The following is a 25878-nucleotide window of genomic DNA, read 5'->3' on the forward strand; positions in this document are numbered from 1 at the left end:
CTTAAAACGTTATAAAGGTATAAGGCGAGCAACCATTCTCTCCAACATAAATTCCATAACAATACAGCATTATAAAAAATACCAAAACAGAATTAGCAAGTAGTAATTGATTGGAAACAAACAAATAACGGATTATAAAAGCCAATGCAAAGGTGCTAAAAAGTAAAAAGTAATAATTAATCCTCGTCATGAACAAGATATGTGAGAATGAATTATATAATATAATACCAATTAGCGCAAGAGTGAAATATGGCAAACTTGAAGGCTCAACCTTTATTAACTTCGAATAAAACGACAATATAAAAAAGCCAATTCCCACTCTTATTAGATAGCCCAATGTTAGGCTCCCAGCTTCATTAGCATTTTCAGTTAGTCCCATTGCAAAATTTCCGTAGTCCACTTGTGTACCGGATAATATTTCTGAAAGCAAATATAAGTCGACTAAATTATCAAATGGAACGAAATGAAGTAACAGACTTATTCCAAAAGCCAAATACCAAAAAAGACTTGAAAATCGTATTTGATTTATTACAAAATATAGAGGAATAAATAAAAAAAGACTTTTATGCATTAAGCCACCCAAGAGAATAACAACTAAGTATAAAACTATTTTGCGTTCTTGGGCAAACATAACAGCTACTGATAAAGCACTCATTGCAATAGCTTGCCTTACACCATTAAATGAATAAAAATAAAATCCATAGGTAATATAAAAGAAAATCCCTAAATAGAGAATTGGCTTATACTTATTAAAACTATAAAAAAACAATATATAAGTCAGAAAAGCGGAAATCATAAAAAAAGACCAAACTTCAAGATTTAGATTATTTAAAAATTCTACAAGTACCGTGTATCCAATTTCCATGTCTAATTCAGCAGTATTATCCATGAACTGTACTTCTTCATACAGATAAGAATAATTTTGATAATCCTTCCCCGTATCATAGCGAAGGCCCGAAACCAACACTAAAACAAGTAGACTACAGCCAACAATAAAGTAATTACCCCTATCGTATTTTAGCTTATTTAAATGAAAACCATTTCTAGCTAGTAATACACTAGAAAAAAGAGTTGCTAAATACACAAAAAAAGTAAAGAATTCTGTCATGCTCGATGAGTTGATATGTGACTTATTCTATCGATCATTTTATTAGTATCACTTGAAATATTTATCCAATACACGAAAAGGGGCTACATTTATAAGGTCCTGTTGGATTTTTGAAAGATCATTCTTAATTAAGGTAACATCTTCATATAATTCAAACTGTTTTATGGTCCTATCTATTTGAAAATCCCTTATAGACAATTCAAAAGGCTCATACTTGTCTATTCCCACAGACGAAAAATAGTCGTAAAATTTAATACTATCTCCTGTTAATGGTTTTTCTAAAATCCTATACCAAAGACTAGGAATTTTATAGGCCTGTGAAACAATAATTCCGTGTAATGAAGTTGAAATTGTAAATTCACATGATAGAATTTGATTAAGAACTTTCTCTATTGGATCTAACAAATTAACAATTAAAACAGAACTTGAATTAATCCCATTCTTAATCCTATCATAGTGAATATAATGGGGTATTATCCCTAGTTTAAACTTAGCCCTGGTTTTAACCTTATAGAGAAGTGGTAATAATAGTGCTGGATCTCCAATTACTTCTGGTGAATTTCTGCCAAGTTCTTTCAATCTATTTTGCGTATAAACTCCCCTAACTGCTAAGAATTCTGCTTCTGTTATCAAATCATCTCTTCTAATGATTCCGCTTCCCCAAACTTTTGCACTAGAATTTCTATTTAGTGCAATTACACTTCCTATTCCGATAATAATATCCTTCATAAAAAACTGTTCAATCAAAATTGGAATCTCTCTCAGGGATATATTCCTATTATAAAATCCACTCAGACATTTATAAATAAAATCAATTCCCGAAGAAGGAATCAATATTCGATTAATTTCGCAATCTGTCAATCTGGACACAATAAAATGATTTAATTCGTCACCGAAATTGCCATTCCCAGTTGAAGTCTTAAACCAATATAAATTTATCCTTTGCATAATATTTCTGATAGTAATCTTAAACAATTAGTAATTTATTCCAGTTACTTTTTTTGAGATATATTTACTCAATACCCATTATGAAACAAACTAATCTAATCTCATCATTAACTTCAAAACTATTACTATAAAGCTTCTTTAGTTGTTTTTTTATACAAAAATACAATTGCTAAGAACAAAGATATTACTAGAAAAGTCGTTATAAAAATTCTATAAACATAACCAATGAATGTAATTTGATTGACAGTAATTAAGGTTAAAATTATACCCCAAACTATCCACACCCATCGATTATAAAATATATGTGATGGAGATATTTTTTTTTGAATAAAAAAGGGTAAAAACAGGATGTAATTTGTAACAAATCCAATTAAAAATGAAAGAGCCAATCCAATAGCTCCATGGTCTTTAAGAAAGTAAAATGCAATTAGGATAGTCATATAACACTGACCCATACTTAATACGCTTAACCACATCTTATTTTTCATTATTAGATCCCTACTTATACCTCCTTTACTTGAAGTTATTAAAGTATACAAAATACAAATTGACAAAATAGCAGTTACTAATCCGTCATCATATTTACTTCCTAAAATTAACAGGATTATCTCTGGGTAAATAATTAGTGGTAGAGACAATATTATTGAAATAATCCAAGGACCATAATAATTAAAAAACTCGGCATTAACACTTAATTTTTCAGTTCTAGATAAAAATAATGGTAATAGCACCTCATTAATAGACCCATTAAACATTTGAATCGCAAGTATAAAAATGAGTACCGCATTAAACAACCCTAGCTCCTCATATCCATTAGTTTGATTCACTAGAATTGTATTTAAAATCCATATTGATGGTGCTATAATAATAGAACTTAACGAGGCTGGCAAAGCGAACTTGTATATTTTTTTTACACTGGATTTCCAATTCTCTAAATTTATGAATACATCTATTTTTTTAGCCTCTGATCGCAATAAAGCTTGTAATACAAAGGTCACCAAAACAAGCGCAATTAAATTGCCCGTTAACGCACCTGTGACACCATATAAATAACCCCCGACACATAATCCAAAAAACATTAAAACACCTCGAATAAGATTTGATATTGAGGTTTGTTTATAAGACTGCATACCCAACAATGCTCCCATTTGTGTGCTATTGATAGCAATAAAGACTAAACTAAAACTCCCAATAATTAACGGTATCTGAATTGAGCTATTATTTAATAATCGGATAGTAATATCCTTAGAAAATACAATAACCAAAGTCGCAATAAGTATACTTAAGATAAGTACCAAAGAAATAGCAGCACCAATTAACGATGAGGTATTTTCTTTATCAAAATCTTTCAATTCTGATATATACTTTGTAGTGGTCAATCCGATTCCCATTGAGGCAAAAACTAAAAAACTATCAATTGTAGACTTCACCATACTGTATTCCCCATACTCAAGAATACTCAATATTCTAGCTAAAATAATAGATGCAAAAAAAAGTAAGCCTTTAGACAATATTGAACCTATTGAAATCCAAAATGTACCTTGTATTACCTTTTTAAAAAAATCGGAAGTGCTAAAATCAAATAGTGTCAACTATACATAAATTTAAATTTTAAAAAGACTATTTATCCTTTAAGATTTCTTGTCAGATTGTTTATAAAAAATTAATTGTTTTATTTGTCTATTTGTACAATTCTGTTTCAGTGTTCCCTGAATAAATAGTATTAATATTATAAAAACTTTTCTTAGCATCTATTTTCCATCATAAACTAATTCACATTCTGTCTATACCATTCTTCTAGAACTATTATGCTCCATAAAGCTAATGACCTATCTCTCCTGCCTGAATGATGCTCTTTTAGGAGTTCTGAGACAAACTTAAAATTCATTCCCCTTCGCTCTAGACTTTCTTTAGACAAATAAGAGGAAACAAATCCTTGCAGATCATTTTTTAACCACATACCCATGGGTGGATTTAACCCTAATTTGGGTTTATTGATAATTTCGTCTGGAACTTTCCCCTCCAATAACTTTTTCATCAAATATTTCGTCTTTCCAGATCGAATACGATAGTTTGAAGAAATTGAAGTCATGAATTCTACAAGTCGATGATCAATTAAAGGAGTTCTTACTTCAAAACTATTTGCCATACTCATTGAATCTCCATAATATAATAGATTATTAACCAAATAAGTTTTCAAATCTGTAATTGACGTTTTAATAATTAGATTTTTTGTAGGTATTGAATTAAATACTTCGGTAACCGCCTTATTAAAATCTAATTGAGTCTTCAATAATAATCTTATCTCCTTAAATGAAAAATAAGCAACCCAATCGTCGTACATTTCATCTTCAGGCTTAGACAAAGAACTAATAAAGGTCTTTACTCTTCTGAACCTGTGATTCCCTGAAGTATCTTCGGAAATCAATTTTAACGCAGGATTCAAAACCTTCCAAAAAAACCGAGGTACAAACTTTATTCTATCAAACAAAAGAGTCGCCTCATATCTAGGATAACCTCCAAAAATTTCATCACCACCATCTCCCGCCAAAGCCACAGAGACATACTTTTTTGTTTCCTTGGTAAGTTCATGAATTAGTATTGCAGTTGGATTCCCAAAAGGCTCATCGAAATGATGTACCATTTTGGGCAGCAAACTAGCTACTTTAGGATGTATTATTATTTCAAGATGATTTGTATTAAAGTAATTGGCTATCATCTTTGCATCTCCAGTTTCATCGTACTTCTGTGCCCCTTCAAAACCAAGCGTAAATGTATTAATTGGCTTATTGGAGTTTTTTGTCATATAATACAATATGGTTGACGAATCAATGCCTCCAGAAAGAAATGATCCTAAATCTACATCAGCAATCATTCTATAATTAATTGCCTCATTTAATAGAAAGTCTAATCTATCAAGAACTTCACGCTCTTTTAAATGCAAATTTAATCCAATAGAATCATCACAATTCCAGTATCTAGTGATTGTTAAGGTCCCTTTTGAAAAATTAAAGAAGTGAGCCGGTTCTAGTTTGCTTATTTCATTATAAATAGAGTCAGGTGAGGAAACATATAAATATCTCAGATACTGCCCTACAGCATGAAAATTAAGAGATAAACCACTTATTAACTCCTTAATTACTTTGATTTCAGATGCAAAGGCGAAATTTTTACCTCGTGTATAATAGACAAAAGGTTTAATTCCTAATCGATCACGAGCTCCAAAAAGTATATCATTTTTGATATCATAAACAGTAAAAGCAAACATGCCTATAAAATCTTCCAGACATTTTTCTTTTTTCTCAATGTAATTGTAAAGAACAACTTCAGTGTCTGAAGTTGTTCTAAATGAATACTTGGTTTGTAATCGTTTCCTTATTTCTTTATGATTATATACTTCCCCATTATAAACAATTACAAAATTTCCGCAAGTCGATACGAATGGTTGATGAGCTTCCTCTGATAAATCAATAATTGAAAGTCGATTATGACCTAAAGTAAATTTACCAAAACGTTGTGCAAATGCATTATCAGGCCCTCGATAGCTAGCCACATCTAAATAGCTAGTGGCAAGGCCCACATTAAAATTAAAACCTATTATTCCACACATAGTTACAATAATGATTCAACATACCATTCCAATTAAAAATGTATGTCGGATATAAGAACTCAATGATTTTAATGAAAAAATCTAATAGTCAATTATTATAAATGTGATAAGAGTTTATAAAAAATCAAATCTTAATAATCGGTCTCCACTGACTTTCGTCCTTTTAAAATTTTTACTTCTCTTAAATTTCTTTCTTTAGACTTTACTAGCTCTTTGATCCGCTTATCACCTATTAGCCAGGTTTTGACTTTATCTGCATTTAATACCGTTGGGGTATACTTCTTTTTTCTGTTTAATTTAGATAAGGACTTAGTTGCACCTTCTCTTACTAAACTATCCTGAGGTTTTAGACTTATAACTTTACCCTGATTAATTTTAGTTGAAACGACATCTGGTGATTTGGTCCATTTATTTACAGAATTCACCCTATAAAGCGCCGTATACAAGAATGAACCAAGAAGTACAGTAATAACTAATTGGAGGTTTATTTCTAAATCTTTTACAAGAATAGCCAGTTCTATCACTAAGACATTGGCAATCGCTAAAAAAATCGTCGCCTGCTTATGATTTAAGCCGCCATCTATCAAGATGTGATGAATATGATTCCTGTCTGGGCTAAATGGACTTCTGCCTTCTCTGGCTCTTATAATAAATACTCTCAGAGTATCCAATAGCGGAAATGACAAAACTGCCAATAAGACTATTGGTGCATTAGAAATGCCAAATACATCCGTAAGCTGGTTTAGCTGTAAAAAATAAACGCCCTGATAAGCCAGTAAAAATCCTAATACCATAGAACCTGAGTCTCCCATAAAAAGCTTACGGGATTTGGACAAATTAAATAGTAAAAATCCAACTACTGCCCCAAAAGCACTAAAAGAAACTATAGCCGAAAAGAATTGGTCATTAAGCACAGAAAACACCCCAAATGTTGCACAGGAAATAAGCGCTATAGTGCCGGCCAAACCATCTATACCGTCGATTAAATTAAAGGCATTGATAACCAGTATAAAAACAAAAAGTGTAAATAAAACAGAAATAACATAAGGCAAAGTCCCAACACCTAAGAGTCCTTCAAGACTTTCAATACGGATATCCGTAATAAAGATTACCATTGCCGATACGGTAAGCTGTCCTAAAAACTTTTTCTTAGGTGCAAGGGCAATAAGATCGTCCTTAATTCCCAAAAACAAAAGAATCATAGTCGCAAGACCCAAGGTGACTAACTTTATAAGCTCTGCCCGTTGTAAATCTGCTAAAATTGCAATTAACACCGCAGATATAAAAAAAGCAACATATAACCCTACACCCCCAAGAGTTGGTGTTTTAAAACTATGACTGCTCCTTTCCTCTGGTTCATCCATTAAATTCTTAGTCCGTACCGTATAAATAATTACCGGGTATATCCTAACCGCCAGTACAAAGGCTAAAATAGCCGACAGGGAAGAGAGTAGGTATAGGTTGGTCGTTAATTCGCTTAACAAGATTATTTAAAATTTAAGGCTCTATTTAATTCGGACAAAAAACTTATCCTCAACTATTCTGGTCTTTTTACAATCGAATTTTCACTTATTACCTAAACAAAAACCAATCTAATTCCTTTTCCAGGGGATCTAAAAGGAAAATTAATCCATTTATTATCAAGGGTTTATATTTATTCGACAACTCGGAGGGCAATTCCGTTTAGTTGTATCACAAAACCCGGACAAACTGTATTAAACACGAATTCAAAAGACTTCTAGACAATAGTAAATACTATATCAACATTCCGAAGTTCTCGTTTTATCGCCGTGTAAAATTATTCATTAATCAACCAAATTGTCTAAAGAGAAGGAAGCTTTTATAAACAACTTATTAAGAGGTTTTGGATAAATACCGTAGCTCCATTTAAAAATAAAAAAATGCTACGGTTCTTTTCAATTTTCGGCTTTTAAAAAAAATTAAGATCCTATAAATCAACACTCTACACAATAAATTCATCCATCTATACAATTCTGGCTTAAGCTAACTATCTATGGTATTTATTTGGTGTAGAAAACTATAATTAGCATAAAACACTAATATGAAAACTACTCTTCTAAGCTTTGCCTCGCTCTTTATTTGCGTCATCCTTAATGCTCAGAATAGCCTCAGTGGAACTCTGGCAGATTGGGACAATCCAAAGGCAGAAATTATTACAGGAATGCATAAGCCTCTTGCTATTGGAGACATAGACGACAAAGGAAATTTTTTGATTGAATTAGATGCGGCTTTAGCCCAAAGCATTAGAAAAGATATTAAAGGATTCAATGAAGCATCGGATGAATGGAAGACTAGTCTAAACTCCATTGACCAAAGTTTTAAGTGCCATACGGAAACCGTTGAAACCTTGAATGGCGAACAGCTAATTTTAAGTCTAACCACCTTTGGTATGTTTAATATAGCTGATATTCCTGCTCAAAAAATGTATGGTAGCTTTATGATGGTAAATTCTAAATCCTTTGCTGAAGGAGTCAAAGCCTTTGGAAAATACCAAAACAAGGAGGGCTACTATATTGATATGTACTATTTTGAAGAGGCTGCAACAGTGAAAGGCTCTTGTGGGATGGATTCCTATACCATATCCGGCGAAATGTATGAGGCTAAAAACGTTTACGAGCTTAACTTTAAACCTGGATGGAACATTGTTCAATATCAGGTTACGGAGATATTTAGGGATAAAGATGGCCTGACTTATGAAAAAACCATCGTGTGGAAGACCCTAGATAAATTACCCAAGGATCTGCAGTTTGTATATTTTCCTAAATAAGATGCTTGGGTAAATCGCTTACCTGGGTACAGCCCAATTGTTCCATTACTTGGGACAATTGTGTCTGAAGCAAAGAAATAGTATGATCTCCTCCTTTTTTGCCTAAAGCAGATACACCATACATAAAAGACCTGCCCATAAAGGTGAATTGAGCTCCACTGGCCAAAGACCGCGCTACGTCCGGTCCCGAACGTATACCGCTGTCCATCATTACCTTAATATCCGAACCGTACTCTTTGGCAATGCGAGTTAAGGGTTTTATGGTAGACTCTCCGGCGTCTAGCTGTCTGCCGCCATGATTAGAGACAATAATACCATCTAAACCAAGCTTAATTGCCTTTGCTGCATCTACTTCTGTAGCCACTCCTTTTAGTACAATCTTCCCTTTCCAGCTATCTCGTATAGGTGCAATTTTTTCTTCGTTCATTCGCTTGGAAAACATAGCGTCCATAAAAAGTCCTAAATGTTTTAGATTTAAGTTTTTGGGCATATACGGCTTCAAAGTTTCAAAATTAGGTTGGCCGTTAAGCAATGTCTCCCATGCCCATTGTGGCCTTCCAAATATCTGGACAAAATTAGATAGAGTCATTTTTGGAGGCATCGACAAGCCGTTCTGGATTTCCTTGGCTCTAAATCCAAAGGTTGGCACGTCACAAAGCAAAACCAACACCTCACATCCTGCTGCTTCTGCCCTCTTTAACATATCATTCCGAACCTCATTTTCTGTGGGATGGTATAACTGAAACCATGCTCTTCCTTCTGTTATTTCCGACGCTTTTTCTATGCTCATTGTAGTCACTGTACTGAGAATAAAAGGAATGTTGTAATCCAAAGACGCTTTGGCCAATATTTCTGAAGCCTTAGGCCACATAAGCCCTTGAAGTCCTACTGGAGCAATACCAAAAGGAGAATCATAAGTCCGCCCAAAAAGTTCAGTTTGTAAGGAGAGACCCGGATATTTGGTTAAATAATCCGGTTTTAATTCTACCTGTCTTATTTCATCGGTATTCTTTTTTATATTGACTTCTTCATTGCATCCACCATCCAGATAATCAAAAGCAAATCCGGGAATTCTCTTCTTGGCTTTCGCCCTTAAGGCTTCTATTGAGGGATATCTCGAATCAAATTTAATACGTTTGGCGTTTCTCATAATACCGACTGATTTTTCATCTTAATTATACATCCAATTTAGCTTTTTTCTCCAAAATTTATACTGGTACGATAACCATATAAGGCTACCACTAAAAAACAAATTAATGGAAGTATAAAGGAAAAATTGACTTCCGCAACGCCTAAAATCGTTGTATCCGCGTAATTAGGACCACCAATATCTAATATAAGGCCTTGTAAAATAGGCATAAAAGCGCCTCCAACAATTGCCATAACCAAAAAAGCAGAAGCTGGTTTGGCATCTTCCCCCAAACCCTGCAAGGCAATTCCATAGATTGTAGGAAACATTAAAGACATACAAAAGGAGATTAAAACTAAACTATAAAGCCCCGTTATTCCTTCTATAAAAATAGCCCCGATGGCGAAGACAACTGCTCCAAAAGATAAAATCATTAGTAATTTTCCCGAATTCATGAAATTTAAAAGATAGGTACACAAAAACCGACCTAACAAAAATATCCCCAAAGCTATATAGGCGTAATTTACGGCCTGTTGATTACTAATTCCAATATTTTCTGCATATTGATAAATATAGGTCCAGCACATAATTTGTGCTCCCACATAAAACAATTGTGCCAAAACTCCTCCATAAAAGCGTTCCTTTTTAAATATTCGCTGAATGGATTCTTTCATACTTGGGCCGTCTGCCTCCTTTTTTTCTGGCATTTTTACAATACTGATTAGCATAAACATAAGGAGAACAAAAAATCCTAAAGCCACATATGGGTCCCTGATAACGAGTAAATCCGAAGTTTTTATAGCCGCCTTGGCCGTTGCGGAAAGGCTATCATAAATTGGCTGTCCGTCTGCGTCTAAATTATCAGACTGAAGAGCTCCTAAAATAAATGTTTGTGCTACAAATAATCCTGAAAGGGCACCGATGGGATTAAAGGCCTGAGCAAGATTTAATCTCTGGGTAGCAGTTTCTTCTGTTCCCATAGATAAGATAAAGGGGTTTGCAGTGGTCTCTAAAAACGCCAACCCAAAAGTTAAGATATAAAGTGCCAGTAAAAAGAATATATAACTCTCCATGGAGGCGGCCGGATAAAAAAGTAGGGCGCCGAGGGCGTAAAGTGCAAGTCCCACCAGAATCCCTATTTTATAAGTAAACTTCTTAACCACATAAGCCGCCGGCAAGGCCATAGTGAAATACCCCCCATAAAATGCAGCCTGCACCCAGGAAGCCTGTGTATTATTCAATTCTAATATTTTTTTAAATGCCGATACCATAGGATTTGTAATATCATTGGCAAACCCCCATAGCGCAAAAAGTGAGGTTATTAGGATAAAGGGTAATAGCATTTGTCTTGATACTATAGGGCTCTTGTTCACTGAGTTCATTGGAATTATTGGTTAATTTATAGTGCTCTGTCTAGATGGGTATACCCCCCGTCAACATACAGTAATTGCCCCGTGGTATGACTAGATTTAGGAGATAATAAAAACGCAACGGTATTGCCTATTTCCTCGGCTGATGTCATCCTATTTTCTAAAGGGATTTTTTCACATATCTCTTTTAATTTCTTCTCAGGCTGCTCGAAGCTTTTTATCCATTTTTTATAAAGCGGGGTATAACATTCTGCTACGATTAAGGCGTTTACTCTTATACTATAAGGCAACAATTCAACTGCCCACTCTCTGGTTAGGGCATTTCTACCTCCATTTGCCGCAGCATATCCCGATGTCCTTCCCTGCCCAGTACTTGCAGTTTTAGAACTGATGTTCACAATGCTTCCCTTAGTTTTCTTGAGCTCTGGCAATGCGTAATGCGCCATCATATAATAATGGGTTAAATTCCGATTAATAGAGCGGACAAAATCCGCATAATTTCCATTTTCCAGACTAATTCCGTCATTGATGCCGGCATTATTAACTAAACCATCAATCCTTCCGACTTCCTCTACTACCTTTTCTATTGCCGCTTTGCATTCCTCCGGCTTGGTTAGTTCTGCAATAGCATAGTATACCTTGGCACCCTCATACTGCAAGACTTCTTGAGCCTTTAAGACATCCTTTTTTGTTCTCCCTATGATTACAGGAATGGCTCCTTCTTTACAGAGCACTTCGCAAATTCCGTAACCAATTCCCTTGGAACCTCCTGTTACTACAATTACTTTATTTTCTAATTCCAAGTTCATTATTCATATTTTGTTGCTTAAGCTTCGATATTTTCTTTTTCACCGTGGTAAAATGATACGCTAATAAACCTGAACATTCTAGTAATTATAGCTCATAAAACCGCTTCGCATTTAATCCCATTATATTATCCTGCTCTGATTTTGTAAGGGTTGAAACGAACTTTTGTACTATATTAATTACCTGCGGGTATTTAGCCGCTAGAAGACACACAGGCCAATCTGAGCCATACATTAATCTCTCCGAACCAAAAGCTTCTAAAACTACCTCCATAAAGGGTGTAAATTCTTCTTCGGACCACTGAAAGTCTTTTGTCTCAGTAACCATTCCAGATATCTTACAGCTTACATTGTCACAAAGACTTAATTCTTTTATTTGAGAAGACCAATTCCTACTTACACCTTCTGACAATTTTGGTTTTGCGATATGGTCTAAAACAAACTTTTGATTAGGGAAGGCTCTTGCCAGTAAAACGGCCGCTGGTAGCTGAAAATCATAGATTAAGATATCATAGGTAAGGTTAAAGTTAGCAAGGCATTGAATTCCATTTTGAAACTCTTTCTCTAACATAAATTCCGGATCTGGTTCATCTTGAACAACATGCCTAATTCCTTTAAGGTTCTTATCTGCGGCAAAATAAGCCAGTCTGTCTTCTCTATTGGCTCTCTTAAGATCTATCCATCCCACCACTCCTTTAATAAATTCATTTTCAGAGGCGCATTTTAGAAGAAAATCGGTCTCCTTTTCCGATTGGTCTGCTTGCACAGCCACACATGCATCTACTCCATTTGCTTTTAATAGCGGATAAAGAATCTGAGGCAAATAATCTGCCCGCAGAATTTTCATATCTTCTGTTATCCAAGGATAGGTCTCAGGCTTGTATTTCCATAAATGGTGGTGACTATCTATAATCATACTCCGCTCTTTTATACCGCGTTATCTTCTTTAAATATAGATTCAAAAATTGGATGTAGATCGAGGCGATCTCCCATAGCTTCTTGTAATTCCATCAATTCGAGGAACATCTTCCTTAACAATGGCGTATTTCTAGGGTCTGAAGACAAATCTTCTAATTCTAAAGGGTCTGCCCTTAAATCAAATAGCAAAAGTTTTTCAATTTTTGGATAAACAATCAGTTTATAATTATCTTTTCGAATCATCCTTTGGGAAGCTTCTTCGTAACAGCCATACACGGCCGGGTAATTCCCTTTTGACGTTTTGGAGGTAGCAAGGTCTAGTAAACTGTTAAAATCTACATAGGTGGGTTTGTTCACCCCTGCAAGTTCTAAGGAGGTTGCCATGATATCTTGCAGATAAATATCGGTACTTATCTTCTTATCTTTAGGCACATTAGGACCCAACATCACAAAGGGTACCCGAATGCTGTGATCAAACATATTTTGTTTTCCTAAAAGCCCGTGTTCGCCAATGGCCAGACCGTGATCAGATGTAAAAAAGATAAAAGTATTTTCTCTGAGGTTATGTGTTTCTAAGGAATTTAAAATCTTACCAATTTGTTCATCCAGATGGGTGACTAGGGCATAGTATTCTTGTCTATTTACTTTTACTGAATACTCCGTTCGAGGAAAAGGCGCTAGCATTTCATCGCGTAGCTCTCTGCCAGATCCCATTGCCTCTGCAAAAGGGTATTCTGGCATAAAAGATTTAGGGATAGCAATACTGTCCAAATCATATGCATCTACATAAGACTTTGGGGCCTGTCTAGGGTCGTGAGGGGCATTAAAAGCCACATACATAAAAAAGGGTTTAGTACTGCCGGAAGCATGACTTATAAAACTAAGGGCATCGTCTCGTACTAATTCGCTCCAGTGCTGCCCTCCTTCCCAATATCCTCCGAATTCCTTTTTCCATGGCTGCCAAAGAGTATCTTTCTTATTTAACGGTCTATTATAGCCTTCAGGAGTATCTTTTGGCATCCCGCTAAGAACACTTTTTACATGATTAAAAATACTATCTGGGGGGATAGAAATATGCCATTTCCCTGTCATATAGGTCTCGTAGCCTTGTTGTTCCATTAACTTTGGCCAGGTCTTATTTGATTCTTGATTTTTCGATAAGCTTTCTGAAAACTCCTGGGCACGCCAAATATTACGGCCGCTAATCATCATTGCTCTGGAAGCTAAACAAATTGCACCATTCCATCCGCCCATATTATATGCATGTGTAAAAGTAGTTCCCTCCTTTACCAGTTTATCCATTATTGGGGTGTTGATCTCTGGATTGCCTAAGGCTTGTAAGGCCCTAAAACTCTGATCATCCGTATAAATAAGTAAAATATTTGGCTTCCCCTCCAGAGCGAGGTCGATATCTACTTCTTGCTTTTTTTCTTTGCAGCCAACAAAAAGTAAAAAAGAAAATAAAGTAAAGAGAATTACTTTTGAACTTCTATTCATATTATATTTTTTGTTATCCATTTAGCCTTATAAAGCCCCCATCTATGGGGAAATCTGTTCCGGTAATAAACGATGCCTCATTAGAGCATAGGTAAACTACTAAATTTGCAATTTCTTCTGGTCTTCCCATGCGACCAATAGGCTGTGTTTTAGAAAGAGCTTCAAACATTTCCTCTTCTCTTCCTGGATAGGTTTTCTTGAGATAGCCATCTACAAAAGGAGTATGTACTCTTGCTGGAGATATACTATTACAGCGTATCCCAAAATCTAAATAATCTTTAGCTACGGAATAAGTCATGGTTAATACAGCTCCTTTGGTCATGGAATAGGCGAATCTTTGTGAAATTCCTACGGTAGCCGCTACAGATGCCATATTAATAATTACCCCGCCATTTTCTTTCATTGCTCCAATACTGGCGTTTATACAATTATAAACCCCCTTGATATTTACATTATAGACGCGATCCAAATCTTCTTCAGATGTGGTCTCCACATCTCCAATATGTGCAATCCCCGCATTGTTTATAAGAATATCGAGTGCTTTTGTTTTCGTTATTTCACCAATGAGTTTTTGTACTTCCTTTTGGTTAGATACATCACAAGAATATGCTATGGCACTTCCATTTCTCTGGTGAATCTCCCTAGCAGTTTCCTTGGCCGGGCTTTCATTTAATTCTAAAATATGCACCAGAGCTCCCTGATCGGCCAACGCAATGGCAATAGCCTTCCCAATACCACTGCCTCCGCCGGTGATTATGGCGTTTTTTCCTTCTAAATTAAATTTCAAAATATTTGTCCTTTTGGTTATTCTTTATGCGTTACTTCGTAAGTACCTTCTAACATATTTATACAATTTATGAGCGCTCTTACATTGTGATAATTCACTTTCCAGTTATGTGCTTTGGAAGCCTTCCTAATTTCCTCATTCCCTTCTACTCCTTCTATAAACCAACCCCCATAAATGTCATCTACTAACTCTTTCTGGATATAGGACCATTGCTCTATAAATAGTTTTTTGTAATTCTCTTCCTCAGGATATAAAGTTGCCATTAATAGAAGTGCATTAAGTCCTTCTGCTTGGGTCCACCATATTTTTGCCGGATTTAAGATAGTGCACTCATCTGTCCCATCCAAATAATATCCCCCATCGAAAAATCCTCCGCGATTATAATCCCAGCCTTTGGCGATTCCATGGTCTATCATTTTTTTTGCTTTTGCTCTCGTGACAGTATCGTTCTTACTATGTAGCACATGTGATGCTTCTAATAATAAAAACCCCGTTTCAACATCATGTCCAAAAGAAACATGATCTATCCAAAAATTATCTTTCCGATATTTTTCGCTGGAATCTTTTAAGACTACCGGGGTCCAGTCTCTATCTAAATGAAGATACAAGTAGCCTTTTTGAGAAGTTATCGTATCTCTTATTAGCAATTTCAATTCGCGTAGTTTTATTTCAAGACGTTTATCAGGCCAAACCTCATAAAGCGCAGTAAAGGCTTCCATTAAATGAATAGATGAATTTTGATCTTTCCAATCTTTACGAATCCAATTTTCAATAGCTTCATCATTTGTTTCTACATTTAGCAAATTGGAGCCATCTAGCTGCAGCACATCAAAATACCCTTTATGCAGCGTATCATAAGCATTTTGATCTAACCATAGAAAGGTCTTTTTTGCCAGGCTAAGTGCGCTTGTGTCTCTCGATACTTTGTAATAGGTTGCGAGACCATAAATAGCAAAAGCATTGGCGTAAGCACTTTTAGTTTTACTTACGGGGACATAGTTCTTACCGTTAGATTTTAACAGCGTATAAAACCCTCCTTGATCTACATCTTGCATCTCCTGGCTTAAATATTGAAAAGCATGTACAGCTAATTCGAGGTAGGTCGAATCTTTAAAGTGCGAAAAAAGGGTAGAAGTAGTCCATAGATGCCTGGCCTGAGTAACCAGCATTTTAGACTGTTCCCCTTTTAAGTCCCATTTATAGTTAAAGTCGGCATAAAATCCCCCTCGTACGGAATCTACGGTTCTGGGGTACCAGGTATTTGCCAAAACCTCTAATGAACTTTGTAATTCTCTTAAGACCATATCTTCTTTCTGAACATTATGATCTTTTGAATTACAGGAAAGAATAAGTGCTGAGATACAACATAAGATTCCAAAAACCCCGATATTCTTTAAAACTATATTCTGCATATGATCCATTTAGGCTATTCATCTAAATGTAATCAATATTTAGTTTATTCTTATGTCTTCCCAATGTTATTCATCCACCAAATGCAGAAGTCTTTGGAGATGTGCAATAATTCTTAGTAACTTTCCCTTTCAATAAATTAAATGCATATCTATTGTACGCTATTGTAGACATCGAGACCACTGGAAATGGAATTAAGGGTAATAAAATTACCGAAATTTCAATTTTTATTTTTGATGGCAAGGAAATAGTAGATGAGTACACCACTCTGGTTAATCCCAATTGTGAGATTCCTTATTTTATTACCGGACTTACGGGTATTGATAATGACATGGTAAGGGATGCACCTTCTTTTGAAGAAGTTGCCCCTAAGATTTTAGCACTCTTAAAAGAAAATATTTTTGTTGCTCATAGCGTAAATTTCGACTATAATGTGATTAAAGAGGAATTAAGGAGAATAGGTCAAACACTTGCTTTAAAAAAACTGTGCACTGTTAGACTATCGAGAAAACTTCTACCAGGCTATAGCTCGTACAGTCTTGGAAAGCTTTGCTCCTCTTTAGGCATCCCCTTAACGGACAGGCACAGGGCTAGAGGAGATGCTGCCGCGACTGTTTTGCTGTTTAAACAGCTCTTAGATAATCCAAAGGCAGAACCCGTTTTTACTTCTTTTTTAAATGCAAGATCTCAGGAAATAACCCTTCCACCGGGCCTGTCAAAGTCTAGCTACGAATCCCTGCCAAACGCAGCTGGCATCTACTATTTTAAAAATACCAAGGGAGAAATTATTTATGTAGGTAAAGCTAAAAACATAAAGAAGAGAGTGCTAAGTCATTTCTATGACAAGTCGAAAAAGGAATTAAAATTGTGTGAAGACACCAGCGATATTGATTTTAAATTGTCAGGAAATGAACTATTGGCACTTTTGATGGAATCTACGGCCATAAAACGGCACTATCCGCTATACAACAGGGCACAAAAAAGGAATGTAATACCTTATGGTGTCTTTAGTTATGAAGACCGCCAAGGCATCTTACACTTAGCGTACAACAAACAAAAACTAGCACCCAACCCTATAGTTACTTTCTACAATACCACAGATTGCAGACTATTTATTGAACAACTGTGTAAGTCTTTTAATTTATGTCCAAAATATTGTCATTTACAAGATACAACTGGTCCATGTTCTCATTTCAGAATTAAGGAATGTAAGGGTATATGTAGGGGTGAAGAAGAAGCAGAAAACTACAACAGTCGTGTTATCAATGCCATAAAACATAGCCTAGATGCCAATGTAACCTATCTGATTAAAGACAAAGGTCGAACAAGAGAAGAGGACGCTGTAATTTTGGTAAAGGATGGTACCTATGCTGGTTTTGGCTTCGTTCCAAAAAACCTTGAATTGCCTACTATAGAAGATGTTCTCGCCTTTTTACAGCCTCAAAAAAACACCATAGAAACAACGCGTCTTGTTAGAACACACACTCTAAAATATCCAAAATCAGTTGTTCTCCTCAACAACAGATAGAAAAATAGAAGGGCCTAATAAGTCAAAGCTAAGGACTAAGCTATTTGTTTAAACGGTTGTACATAAGTATAACGAACCATAACCATATAACAAATACGATTGCAACTATCACGGAATATGTCAGAATTAGTTCGTTCACTTCCTATACTTCAAATAGTTCATAAACCCTAATATTGTTGGTGCCCAAAAAGCGATAAAAATAGCCTCCAATTTATTACCGGATAAAAACATTATCTCGGATACTACAATTATGGAAAGCACCACTAACAGCATAACTGCGTTCATTATGCCTATGCCAAGAATAAACTTTTTAATCATTTTATTGCAAATTCTGAGGAAAGATACTAAATAAAATATTTAAGAACACAACGAAACCCTGACTACCTCCATTGTGCATTAAAAGATACTAATTAGCAATCTAATTTATGTACGGCTATTTATTCCCACTATTTAAAAGGCTAAGGAGGATTGCGACCAAGGCAACCACGACGATCGCAAATACGGCAATCATAATAATGCCATTGTTCCAGTTAACCAAAGGAATTATTGAAGAAATCATAAGCAAGCAAATTGGTGAATACTATGTTTTTTTAACCTTACATGTGTTTAGTCCCACCAGGCCATAAACTGGGCAAAAACTTATCAAACTAGTTAGGATAAAAACGGAGGCCATTGCCAAGAGAACATAGGCAAATGTACCTTGCACCACATCAAAATAAACCAAGAGGGCTGCAATAATAGCGAGAGCTACTCTAACTATCTTATCGGTCTTTCCCATATTTCGTTTCATACTATAATAGTTTTAGTTATTCCTAGTCTTTAGGTTGGGTGTTTTTATAACACCAGCTTGGTCTGTCTGTTAAAACTTCTCCAAAAATAGCACCAACACCCTAAATATTAAATGATAAAAGTCATATTATAATGTAGATGGACAAACATAGTTGGTTACCTCAGCACCCTCTTTTTTTAGAGCACCAAAGCCTCCAGCCAAATCTATCAAATTGTGAATTCCTCTGCTTTTAAGTATAGACGCGGCGATTACCGATCTGTATCCGCCGGCACAATGCACATAAAAATCTTCATTTTCCGGAAAGCTGTCAATAAAAATATTTAGTTGATCTAAGGGTGTATTTGTGGCATCTACCAAATGTTCTGCCTTAAATTCACTCTCCTTACGAACATCAAATACCGGAGTTGCGTTTTTCTCCATTTGTTGTTTCGCCAAACCAGCCTCTATTGAGCGTACAGAATCAATCTCTTTACCTGCATTTTGCCATGCCTGGAACCCCCCTTCCAATACACCCAGAGTATTGTCGAACCCAACTCTTGACAACCTTGTAACCGCTTCTTCTTCCATGCCTGCTGGGCAGACCAGAAGTAAAGGTTGTTTTACATCAGCAATAAGGGCACCTACCCAAGGAGCAAAATCGCCATTTAGACCTATAAAAATAGACCGGGGTATGTGTCCTTTAATAAAATCACTCTGTGGCCTAACATCTAGCACCAAAGCTCCGGTATCATTCGCTATCCTTTCAAAATCGTCTGGTGATACGTTGTTGGTTCCTCTTTTAAGAATTGTATCGATATGTTCATAACCTTCCTTATTCATTTTTACATTTAAGGGAAAATACTTAGGTGGAGGCAGTAGGCCATCGGTTACTTCCTCGATGAACTCTTGCTTTGTCATGTTGGCCCTAAGCGCATAATTCATACTTTTCTGATTACCCAATGTGTCTACAGTTTCCTTCATCATATTCTTCCCACAAGCAGATCCAGCCCCATGAGCAGGATATACAATGACATCGTCTGCCAATGGCATAATCTTTGTCCTTAAACTATCAAATAAAAGTCCGGCTAAGTCCTCTTTGGTCATATCCGAGGCCTTTTGTGCCAGATCCGGCCGTCCAACATCCCCTAGGAACAACGTATCTCCTGAAAAAATGGCATAGTCCTTACCCTCTTCATCTTTGAGGAGGTAGGTAGTGCTTTCCATTGTGTGGCCAGGTGTGTGCATGACCTTAATTGTTATTTTTCCTAAGACGAACTCCTGTTCATCTTTAGCGATTATTGCCTTGAAACTAGGATTTGCATTTGGGCCAAAGACTATGGGTGCACCAGTTTCTTTAGACAAAGTGACGTGCCCGCTAACAAAATCGGCATGAAAATGTGTTTCAAATATGTACTTTATTTTTGCACCATTTTTTTTTGCCCGATCTATGTAAGGAGATATCTCTCTTAATGGATCTATGATAGCGACCTCTCCGTCACTTTCAATATAATATGCACCTTGTGCAAGACATCCCGTATAAATCTGTTCTACTTCCATATTTTCATGCTTATATTTAGCAAAATTAATACTAAAAGTTTTACTCTTTAGTAACTTTAGTTACCGGTATTATTCCGTTGCAAAGCTACTTTCCCGTATACTTCTACCCTTTCTTCTAGATTATCAAAAAAGGCAACCGCTTCTTGAATTTTCACAAAAAGATATTCTTTAGGCAATACTTTTGCAATATCACTACGAAATATTATATCGCGCGTTGGACCAATTGCTCCGACAATATGAAACTCTATTCCGCTTTTTTGAATTTGTGAAATAGTTTTCACCAACATCCTGGTCGCCGTAGAATCAATATAATTAATTGCTTCTGCATTTAAAATTATTCCTTTTAGCGCGGGTCCTTTTTGGTCTATATGTTTCTGAAGTTCTTTCCTAAAATAATTGGCATTCGCAAAATACAACTGTGAATCGAATCGTACAATAAGAAGATCGTCGCGCAAACTAGCTTCATCCGAAAAGCGATTTATATTTTTATAATATTCTGTCTTCCTAATATTTCCTAGTTCTGGAAAATGAGGTTTTGAAGTTCTATAAACCATAAGTAAAAGACTTGCCAAAACTCCAATTAAGATTCCCTGAGGAATCCCCACAAAAATGGTTATTAAAAAAGTAAAGAGTAATACTATAAACTCATCTTTTCTATATTTCCACAGGCGTTTGGCATACTGTAAATCAATTAACTTAAAAACCGATACGACAATAATACTTGCCAGAATAGTCTTTGGCAAATAATAGAATAAAGAAGTAAGAAAAAGTAGCGTTAAACCAACTAAAAGAACACTTATCCCAGAAGATAAATTGGTTTGCACCCCAGAATCTTCTTTAACAGCCGAGCGGGAAAAACTTGCTGAAACAGGATAGGACTGGAAAAAAGAGCCAAAAATATTCGCAGTCCCCAGAGCTATTAATTCTTTATTTGCATCCAATGTGTCTTCCTCGCTTTTTTCTTCAAAATTCTTGGATATAGAAATAGCTTCTAAATACCCAATTAATGAAAGCGTTAAAGCAATTGGCCATAGTTCCATAAAATGACTAACAGAAAAGGAAGGCCAAATAAAACTAGGCAGCCCTTTGGGTACTTCCCCAACAATTTCCATCCCATAAGTATTCAGTTGAAAGAAATAGGTCACCAATATTCCAATTATAACAACAAAAAGAATCCCTGGAAGTTTTCTAGTCCATTTCTTAAACGCTATTAAAAGTATAATGCCTGAGAAACCCACTAAAAATGTAATCCAGTTAATAGAATCTAATGCCAAAAATAAATTCTGAATTAAAAGATGAAACTTATTGCTCCCTGCTGCGGACATCCCCAGTAAATGTTTAATTTGACTACATATTATTATAATTGCTGCGGCAGAAGTAAACCCACTAATGACCGGCTTGGACAAGAAATTTACCAAATATCCCATTCGCATAAGCCCCAGTAAAAACTGTATGCTTCCAACCATAAATGCCAGCACCATTGCCATGGCAATATAGTTTTCAAGGCCAGTAATTGCTAAAGTCCCCAAACCTGCTGCAACTAATAAAGAATCCATGGCCACGGGACCCACGGAAAGAGGTTTTGAGGTTCCCAGAAACATATAAACCAAAACTGGAATCAAGGAGGCATACAGACCATAGACAGGGGGTAAACCTGCTATCATTGCGTAAGCCATTCCCTGGGGAATCAGCACTATGCCTACGGTAAAACCCGAAAGAAGGTCTTTTCCAAAAGTTCTTTTATTATAGCCTTTAAGGCTCTTAAACAAAGGAAAAATAGACTGCATATATCAAAAATACTATTATTAAAAATAGTAGCAGAACGTATAGGGGTTAATAAATACGTAAAACTAAAGTGCTAAAACCTTTATACTACTTCTTCCCAACTCTAACTTACCTGCTTTTTCTAGGCTCTTAAGTATCCTAGATACAACAACTCTTGAGGTGTGTAAATCATTTGCTACCGCTAGATGTGTGGTCGTAATGACGTCATTTTGAGTGACCATGGCCCTATCTTTTAAATACTTCATCAGTCTTTCGTCCATTTTCATAAAAGCCAGCGTATCTACTGTCTCCATTAACTCAGAAAGTCTGGTATGATAGCTATCCAGAATAAAGGCTCTCCAACTACTGTATTGCACCATCCATTCGTCCATTTTATTAACAGGGAGTAAAAGTAATTCTGAGTCGGTCTCCGCTATTGCTCTTATATCACTTCTACCTGTACCCATACAGCAAGAAAAAGACATGGCGCAAGTATCCCCTTTTTCAATAAAATACAACAACAATTCTTCTCCCTCTTCGTCCTCTCTTAGAACTTTAATGGCACCAGAAAACAGTAAAGGCATTTCGCTTATATGCTGCCCTATCTCCATTAGTTTATCTCCTTTACGGATAACTTTGTACTTACCTGCCGATGCAATTTCTTCTAGCAAAGCCGGATCAAACAGATATCCATAATGTAGATCTAATAATTCCTTGACACTCATTTCTTTCATCATGAAACCATAAATAACTTACTTGCACTCACTTTTTTCCTTAAACTCCATCACTACCTTAAAGGTAACCGGGCCGTCATCCAAATAGGCAAAACCTTCATGTAAAAGAGATTGAGGCAGGGCATAGGGATAAAAAGTGATTGGTTCTATACACAACATATTAGGCACTTCTGTCCACAGCATAAAATGTTTAAAACCCGCAGTCGATATTTTTAATTCGTAATCATCTATTAATTCTATGTCTTGGCAGTCGGCTATTTCCATTGCACGATTCCCAACCGCCAGTATTTCTGTTAAAGAAATGATTTTGTCCTTACTTTTTATCTGCGGTTTAATGGTATTAATTTTAAAGGCTGGATGATAGCCTATCATATAAGGCATTTCTTTATCCCCTCTGATAGTGAAACTTATCTCTACGGCAGCTTCACTAACTGAAATGGACTTTTCAAATTCAAAGCTATAAGGCCAAACCAATAAGGGTGAATCAGATTTATCTGGGAATTTGGAATTTTTTACTACCGTACCAGCCTTATACGTTTTGCCGAAGATTGCATTGGTTTCAGTTCTGGATTTTAAAACATATTGTAGTTCTCTTAATAGTCCATGCTGATCCTGTATGGCATTACCTTTTGGTACCTGTATCCTATTTTGGGTTTCAGAAGTTGGGCCGATTACGGGAAACATTTCGGTATCCGAATTTCTCCATCCTGGGCTTCCCTTTTGGTGAATAAGTTCTTTTTTGTTTACTTGGAAACTTACTAATTCTCCCGCCTCAATACTAAGCTGGGTATGTCCAAAAACCAGTGTTTCCATTCTTATTCATTAATTAGTCTATAAAGAAATAAGGCCGTTCTCTTTGTCAGGGCTTCTACCGTCTTGAGATTAACGGTTTCCTCAGGTGTATGGGCTCCAGTGCCCATGGTTCCCAAGCCATCTAAACAGGCAACATATGCAGCTACAAAGGAAGTATCCGCAGCACCTCTTTTACCGGGATCATATGCCTTCACCTCACCCTGGCCCAAATCTAAACTCACCTTGTTCAGTTCTGCTAATAATTCCTGGTTACTTTCTGAAGGAGGCATGGCCGGGTAACTGTCAGTAAAACTTATTTCCGCCGAAGTATGTGGCAGGTTTTCATTTACAATAGCTCTCATTTTATCTCTGGCGGCCTCCTTCTGTTCTTCCGAGATGAATCGCAGACCACCTTTTACCACAGCCGTTTGCGCCACTACATTACTTTTACCAAATACCTCCCCTTTACTTGTTGCAGCATCGAATTCTACAAAGGTTCCTCCCATCATTACCCCTGGATTAAAGGTTAGAAACTCCTCCCCCCTAACATCTTCATAAAAGCCATTCAGAATCCTTGACATTTCAAAAATAGCCCCTGCCCCTACTCTTTCGTTGAAAACTCCGGACGAATGTGCTCTTTTTCCTTTAACTTTTACTTCCCATCCCGAAGCACCTCTTCTCGCTACCGTAGCATAGTTAAATCCGGTAGAAGTTTCAAAACCCAAGGCAATATCGGATCGTTTCGCAGCATCGACTAGATCTTTCCTACTAATACTTAAGGGTTTCCCCGTACTTTCTTCATCTCCGGTAAAGGCTACAATAATCTGTGCGTCTTTCAATAAACCCTGTTGATACAGAGCTTTTAATGCATAGAGTACAATTACGTCCCCGCCTTTCATATCATTCCCTCCAGGAGCATGTGCCGTACTATCATTTATTCTTTTAAACTCTTGAAAAGGACTATCCTCCTCAAAAACCGTATCCAGATGCCCAATCAGCAGTAACTTTTTTCCTTTCTTACCAGTTGTCTCGGCAAAAAGATGTCCAGCCCTATTCATTTCATTGGGCATTTCAATCCATTTGGAATCAAATTCTATTTGTTCAAAGGCAGTTTTAAAGATTGTACCCACCTTTTTTACGCCTTCTTTATTAAGGGTGCCGCTGTTTATATTTACCACTTTCTCTAAAAAAGCAATGGCCTCCGTGTTATTTTTCTCTACGGTTTTTATTAGTTTTTTCTCTACGTTTGTCAGTTTCTGCGACATAAGAGAAAGACCAAAACAGAGGCTAATACAAAGGGTTAAGCTATTTTTCATTTTATTCCTGTTAATCTATAAAACCTTGTTCTTTCATCCATTCATCATTGTAAATTTTCCCAACATACCTACTTCCATGGTCGTGGAATAAGACTACTACTACATCCTCTTTACTAAAATGCTCCTTTAATTGTAAAACTCCTTTTATTGCAGCTCCTGCCGAATTTCCTAAAAACATACCTTCTTCTTTAGCAAGGCGTTGGGTATAGACCGCAGCATCTTTATCAGTAACCTTTGTAAAACCATCTATAAGTTCAAAGTTTACATTTTTAGGCAGGATGTCTTCGCCGATACCTTCAGTTATATAGGGGTATATCTCGCTTTCATCAAATATACCTGTTTCGTGGTATTTCTTAAAAACAGAGCCATAGGTATCTACGCCCCACACTTTTACTTTTGGGTTTTTCGATTTAAGGAAGCCTCCCACACCAGAAATAGTACCTCCGGTACCAACTCCTACAACAAAATGGGTAACCTTTCCCTCCGTTTGTTCCCATATTTCCGGACCAGTACTTAAAAAATGAGCCTTGGTATTAGACAGGTTATCGTACTGATTTACGTACCAGGAATTGGGTATTTCGGTAGACAGCCGACGGGCTGTAGAGTAATAACTTCTAGGGTCGTCTGGGGTAACATCCGTAGGACAAACATAAACTTCACTTCCAACAGCCTTAAGAATATCTATCTTTTCCTTGGATTGTTTATCACTGATGACGCAAATCATCTTATAGCCTTTTACAACGGCCGCCAGGGCCAATCCCATCCCCGTGTTCCCAGAAGTCCCCTCAATAATAGTACCTCCCGGTTGTAAGAGACCAGCTGCTTCTGCATCCTCAACCATCTGCACTGCCATTCTATCCTTGACAGAGTTGCCAGGATTGAAGGTCTCATATTTGGAAAGGACAAGACAGGGTAATTCTTCAGTAAGTTTATTTAGTTTAACCATTGGAGTTTGCCCAATAGTTTCTAGTATATTCTTTGCGTATTTCATAGACCTAACAAAGATACTATTTTCATTCCTCAGAAGTGGGAAAATAGATCAGCATA

The 25878-nt window shown here is 36.2% G+C and carries 22 protein-coding genes; 2 read left to right on the forward strand and 20 right to left on the reverse strand.

Going from position 1 to position 25878, the window contains the following annotated elements:
• Nucleotide 1: 1 nt before the first annotated feature.
• The 5 genes from PXG98_RS09085 to PXG98_RS09105 form a co-directional block, all read right to left on the reverse strand.
• Nucleotides 2-1108: an EpsG family protein gene (locus PXG98_RS09085; protein WP_276390446.1), complete on the reverse strand. Its 1107-nt coding sequence runs from the start codon at nt 1106-1108 to the stop codon at nt 2-4.
• A 48-nt stretch (nt 1109-1156) separates the two neighbouring features.
• Nucleotides 1157-2056 carry a polysaccharide pyruvyl transferase family protein gene (locus tag PXG98_RS09090; protein ID WP_276390447.1) on the reverse strand — a complete coding sequence of 300 codons (900 nt, stop codon included), beginning with the start codon at nt 2054-2056 and terminating at the stop codon, nt 1157-1159.
• 125 nt (nt 2057-2181) lie between these two features.
• Nucleotides 2182-3648 (reverse strand): oligosaccharide flippase family protein, encoded by a 1467-nt coding sequence (locus PXG98_RS09095; protein WP_276390449.1) that lies wholly within the window; start codon nt 3646-3648, stop codon nt 2182-2184.
• A gap of 176 nt (nt 3649-3824) precedes the next feature.
• Nucleotides 3825-5666 (reverse strand): asparagine synthase (glutamine-hydrolyzing), encoded by a 1842-nt coding sequence (gene asnB / locus PXG98_RS09100; RefSeq protein ID WP_276390451.1) that lies wholly within the window; start codon nt 5664-5666, stop codon nt 3825-3827.
• Between the two features lie 131 nt (nt 5667-5797).
• Entirely contained in the window at nt 5798-7150 is a 1353-nt protein-coding gene (locus tag PXG98_RS09105) for an MraY family glycosyltransferase (protein ID WP_276390452.1), read from the reverse strand.
• A 578-nt stretch (nt 7151-7728) separates the two neighbouring features.
• Here PXG98_RS09105 and PXG98_RS09110 point away from each other — a divergent pair.
• Nucleotides 7729-8454 (forward strand): hypothetical protein, encoded by a 726-nt coding sequence (locus PXG98_RS09110; RefSeq protein WP_276390453.1) that lies wholly within the window; start codon nt 7729-7731, stop codon nt 8452-8454.
• Here the strand turns inward: PXG98_RS09110 and PXG98_RS09115 are convergent.
• The 7 genes from PXG98_RS09115 to PXG98_RS09145 all read right to left on the reverse strand — a co-directional run bounded on the left by PXG98_RS09115 (nt 8447) and on the right by PXG98_RS09145 (nt 16373).
• The gene (locus tag PXG98_RS09115) at nt 8447-9604 is read right to left on the reverse strand and encodes an alpha-hydroxy acid oxidase (protein ID WP_276390455.1); all 1158 of its coding nucleotides are present in this window, start codon (nt 9602-9604) and stop codon (nt 8447-8449) included. The two genes, PXG98_RS09110 and PXG98_RS09115, sit on opposite strands and share 8 nt — an antisense overlap.
• Nucleotides 9605-9642: 38 nt before the next feature.
• Complete coding sequence (gene fucP, locus PXG98_RS09120) at nt 9643-10965, reverse strand: L-fucose:H+ symporter permease (RefSeq protein WP_276390456.1); 1323 nt, start codon at nt 10963-10965, stop codon at nt 9643-9645.
• Between the two features lie 17 nt (nt 10966-10982).
• On the reverse strand, nt 10983-11762 hold the full coding sequence (locus PXG98_RS09125) for an SDR family oxidoreductase (protein ID WP_276390458.1): 780 nt from the start codon (nt 11760-11762) through the stop codon (nt 10983-10985).
• 85 nt (nt 11763-11847) lie between these two features.
• A complete protein-coding gene (locus PXG98_RS09130; protein ID WP_276390459.1) occupies nt 11848-12675 on the reverse strand; it encodes an amidohydrolase family protein in 828 nt (275 codons plus the stop codon).
• A gap of 11 nt (nt 12676-12686) precedes the next feature.
• Nucleotides 12687-14174, reverse strand: a complete 1488-nt coding sequence (locus PXG98_RS09135) for a sulfatase family protein (RefSeq protein WP_276390460.1) — start codon at nt 14172-14174, stop codon at nt 12687-12689.
• Between the two features lie 13 nt (nt 14175-14187).
• Nucleotides 14188-14961, reverse strand: coding sequence for an SDR family NAD(P)-dependent oxidoreductase (locus PXG98_RS09140; protein WP_277612702.1), 774 nt, complete (start codon nt 14959-14961; stop codon nt 14188-14190).
• Between the two features lie 17 nt (nt 14962-14978).
• Nucleotides 14979-16373 (reverse strand): AGE family epimerase/isomerase, encoded by a 1395-nt coding sequence (locus PXG98_RS09145; protein WP_276390462.1) that lies wholly within the window; start codon nt 16371-16373, stop codon nt 14979-14981.
• Nucleotides 16374-16525: 152 nt separating this feature from the next.
• On the opposite strand from PXG98_RS09145, the gene PXG98_RS09150 reads away from it, so the two are divergent.
• A complete protein-coding gene (locus PXG98_RS09150; protein WP_276390463.1) occupies nt 16526-17899 on the forward strand; it encodes an exonuclease domain-containing protein in 1374 nt (457 codons plus the stop codon).
• Nucleotides 17900-18034: 135 nt separating this feature from the next.
• Here the strand turns inward: PXG98_RS09150 and PXG98_RS09155 are convergent, their stop codons facing one another.
• From PXG98_RS09155 to PXG98_RS09190, 8 genes are all read right to left on the reverse strand, one after another.
• Complete coding sequence (locus PXG98_RS09155; protein ID WP_276390464.1) at nt 18035-18217, reverse strand: hypothetical protein; 183 nt, start codon at nt 18215-18217, stop codon at nt 18035-18037.
• 262 nt (nt 18218-18479) lie between these two features.
• A complete protein-coding gene (locus PXG98_RS09160) occupies nt 18480-18689 on the reverse strand; it encodes a YgaP family membrane protein (RefSeq protein WP_276390465.1) in 210 nt (69 codons plus the stop codon).
• Between the two features lie 126 nt (nt 18690-18815).
• A complete protein-coding gene (locus PXG98_RS09165) occupies nt 18816-20225 on the reverse strand; it encodes an MBL fold metallo-hydrolase (RefSeq protein WP_276390466.1) in 1410 nt (469 codons plus the stop codon).
• A gap of 56 nt (nt 20226-20281) precedes the next feature.
• Nucleotides 20282-22012 carry a SulP family inorganic anion transporter gene (locus tag PXG98_RS09170; RefSeq protein WP_276390468.1) on the reverse strand — a complete coding sequence of 577 codons (1731 nt, stop codon included), beginning with the start codon at nt 22010-22012 and terminating at the stop codon, nt 20282-20284.
• A gap of 63 nt (nt 22013-22075) precedes the next feature.
• The gene (locus tag PXG98_RS09175) at nt 22076-22726 is read right to left on the reverse strand and encodes a Crp/Fnr family transcriptional regulator (protein ID WP_338150232.1); all 651 of its coding nucleotides are present in this window, start codon (nt 22724-22726) and stop codon (nt 22076-22078) included.
• A gap of 15 nt (nt 22727-22741) precedes the next feature.
• Entirely contained in the window at nt 22742-23536 is a 795-nt protein-coding gene (locus PXG98_RS09180; protein WP_276390469.1) for an aldose epimerase family protein, read from the reverse strand.
• 2 nt (nt 23537-23538) lie between these two features.
• Nucleotides 23539-24831 (reverse strand): M20/M25/M40 family metallo-hydrolase, encoded by a 1293-nt coding sequence (locus tag PXG98_RS09185; protein ID WP_276390471.1) that lies wholly within the window; start codon nt 24829-24831, stop codon nt 23539-23541.
• Between the two features lie 10 nt (nt 24832-24841).
• Nucleotides 24842-25822, reverse strand: coding sequence for a PLP-dependent cysteine synthase family protein (locus tag PXG98_RS09190; RefSeq protein ID WP_276390472.1), 981 nt, complete (start codon nt 25820-25822; stop codon nt 24842-24844).
• Between the last annotated feature and the right edge of the window lie 56 nt (nt 25823-25878).

Origin of the sequence: Eudoraea chungangensis, assembly GCF_029360665.1 — a bacterium.
Lineage (GTDB): Bacteria > Bacteroidota > Bacteroidia > Flavobacteriales > Flavobacteriaceae > Eudoraea > Eudoraea chungangensis.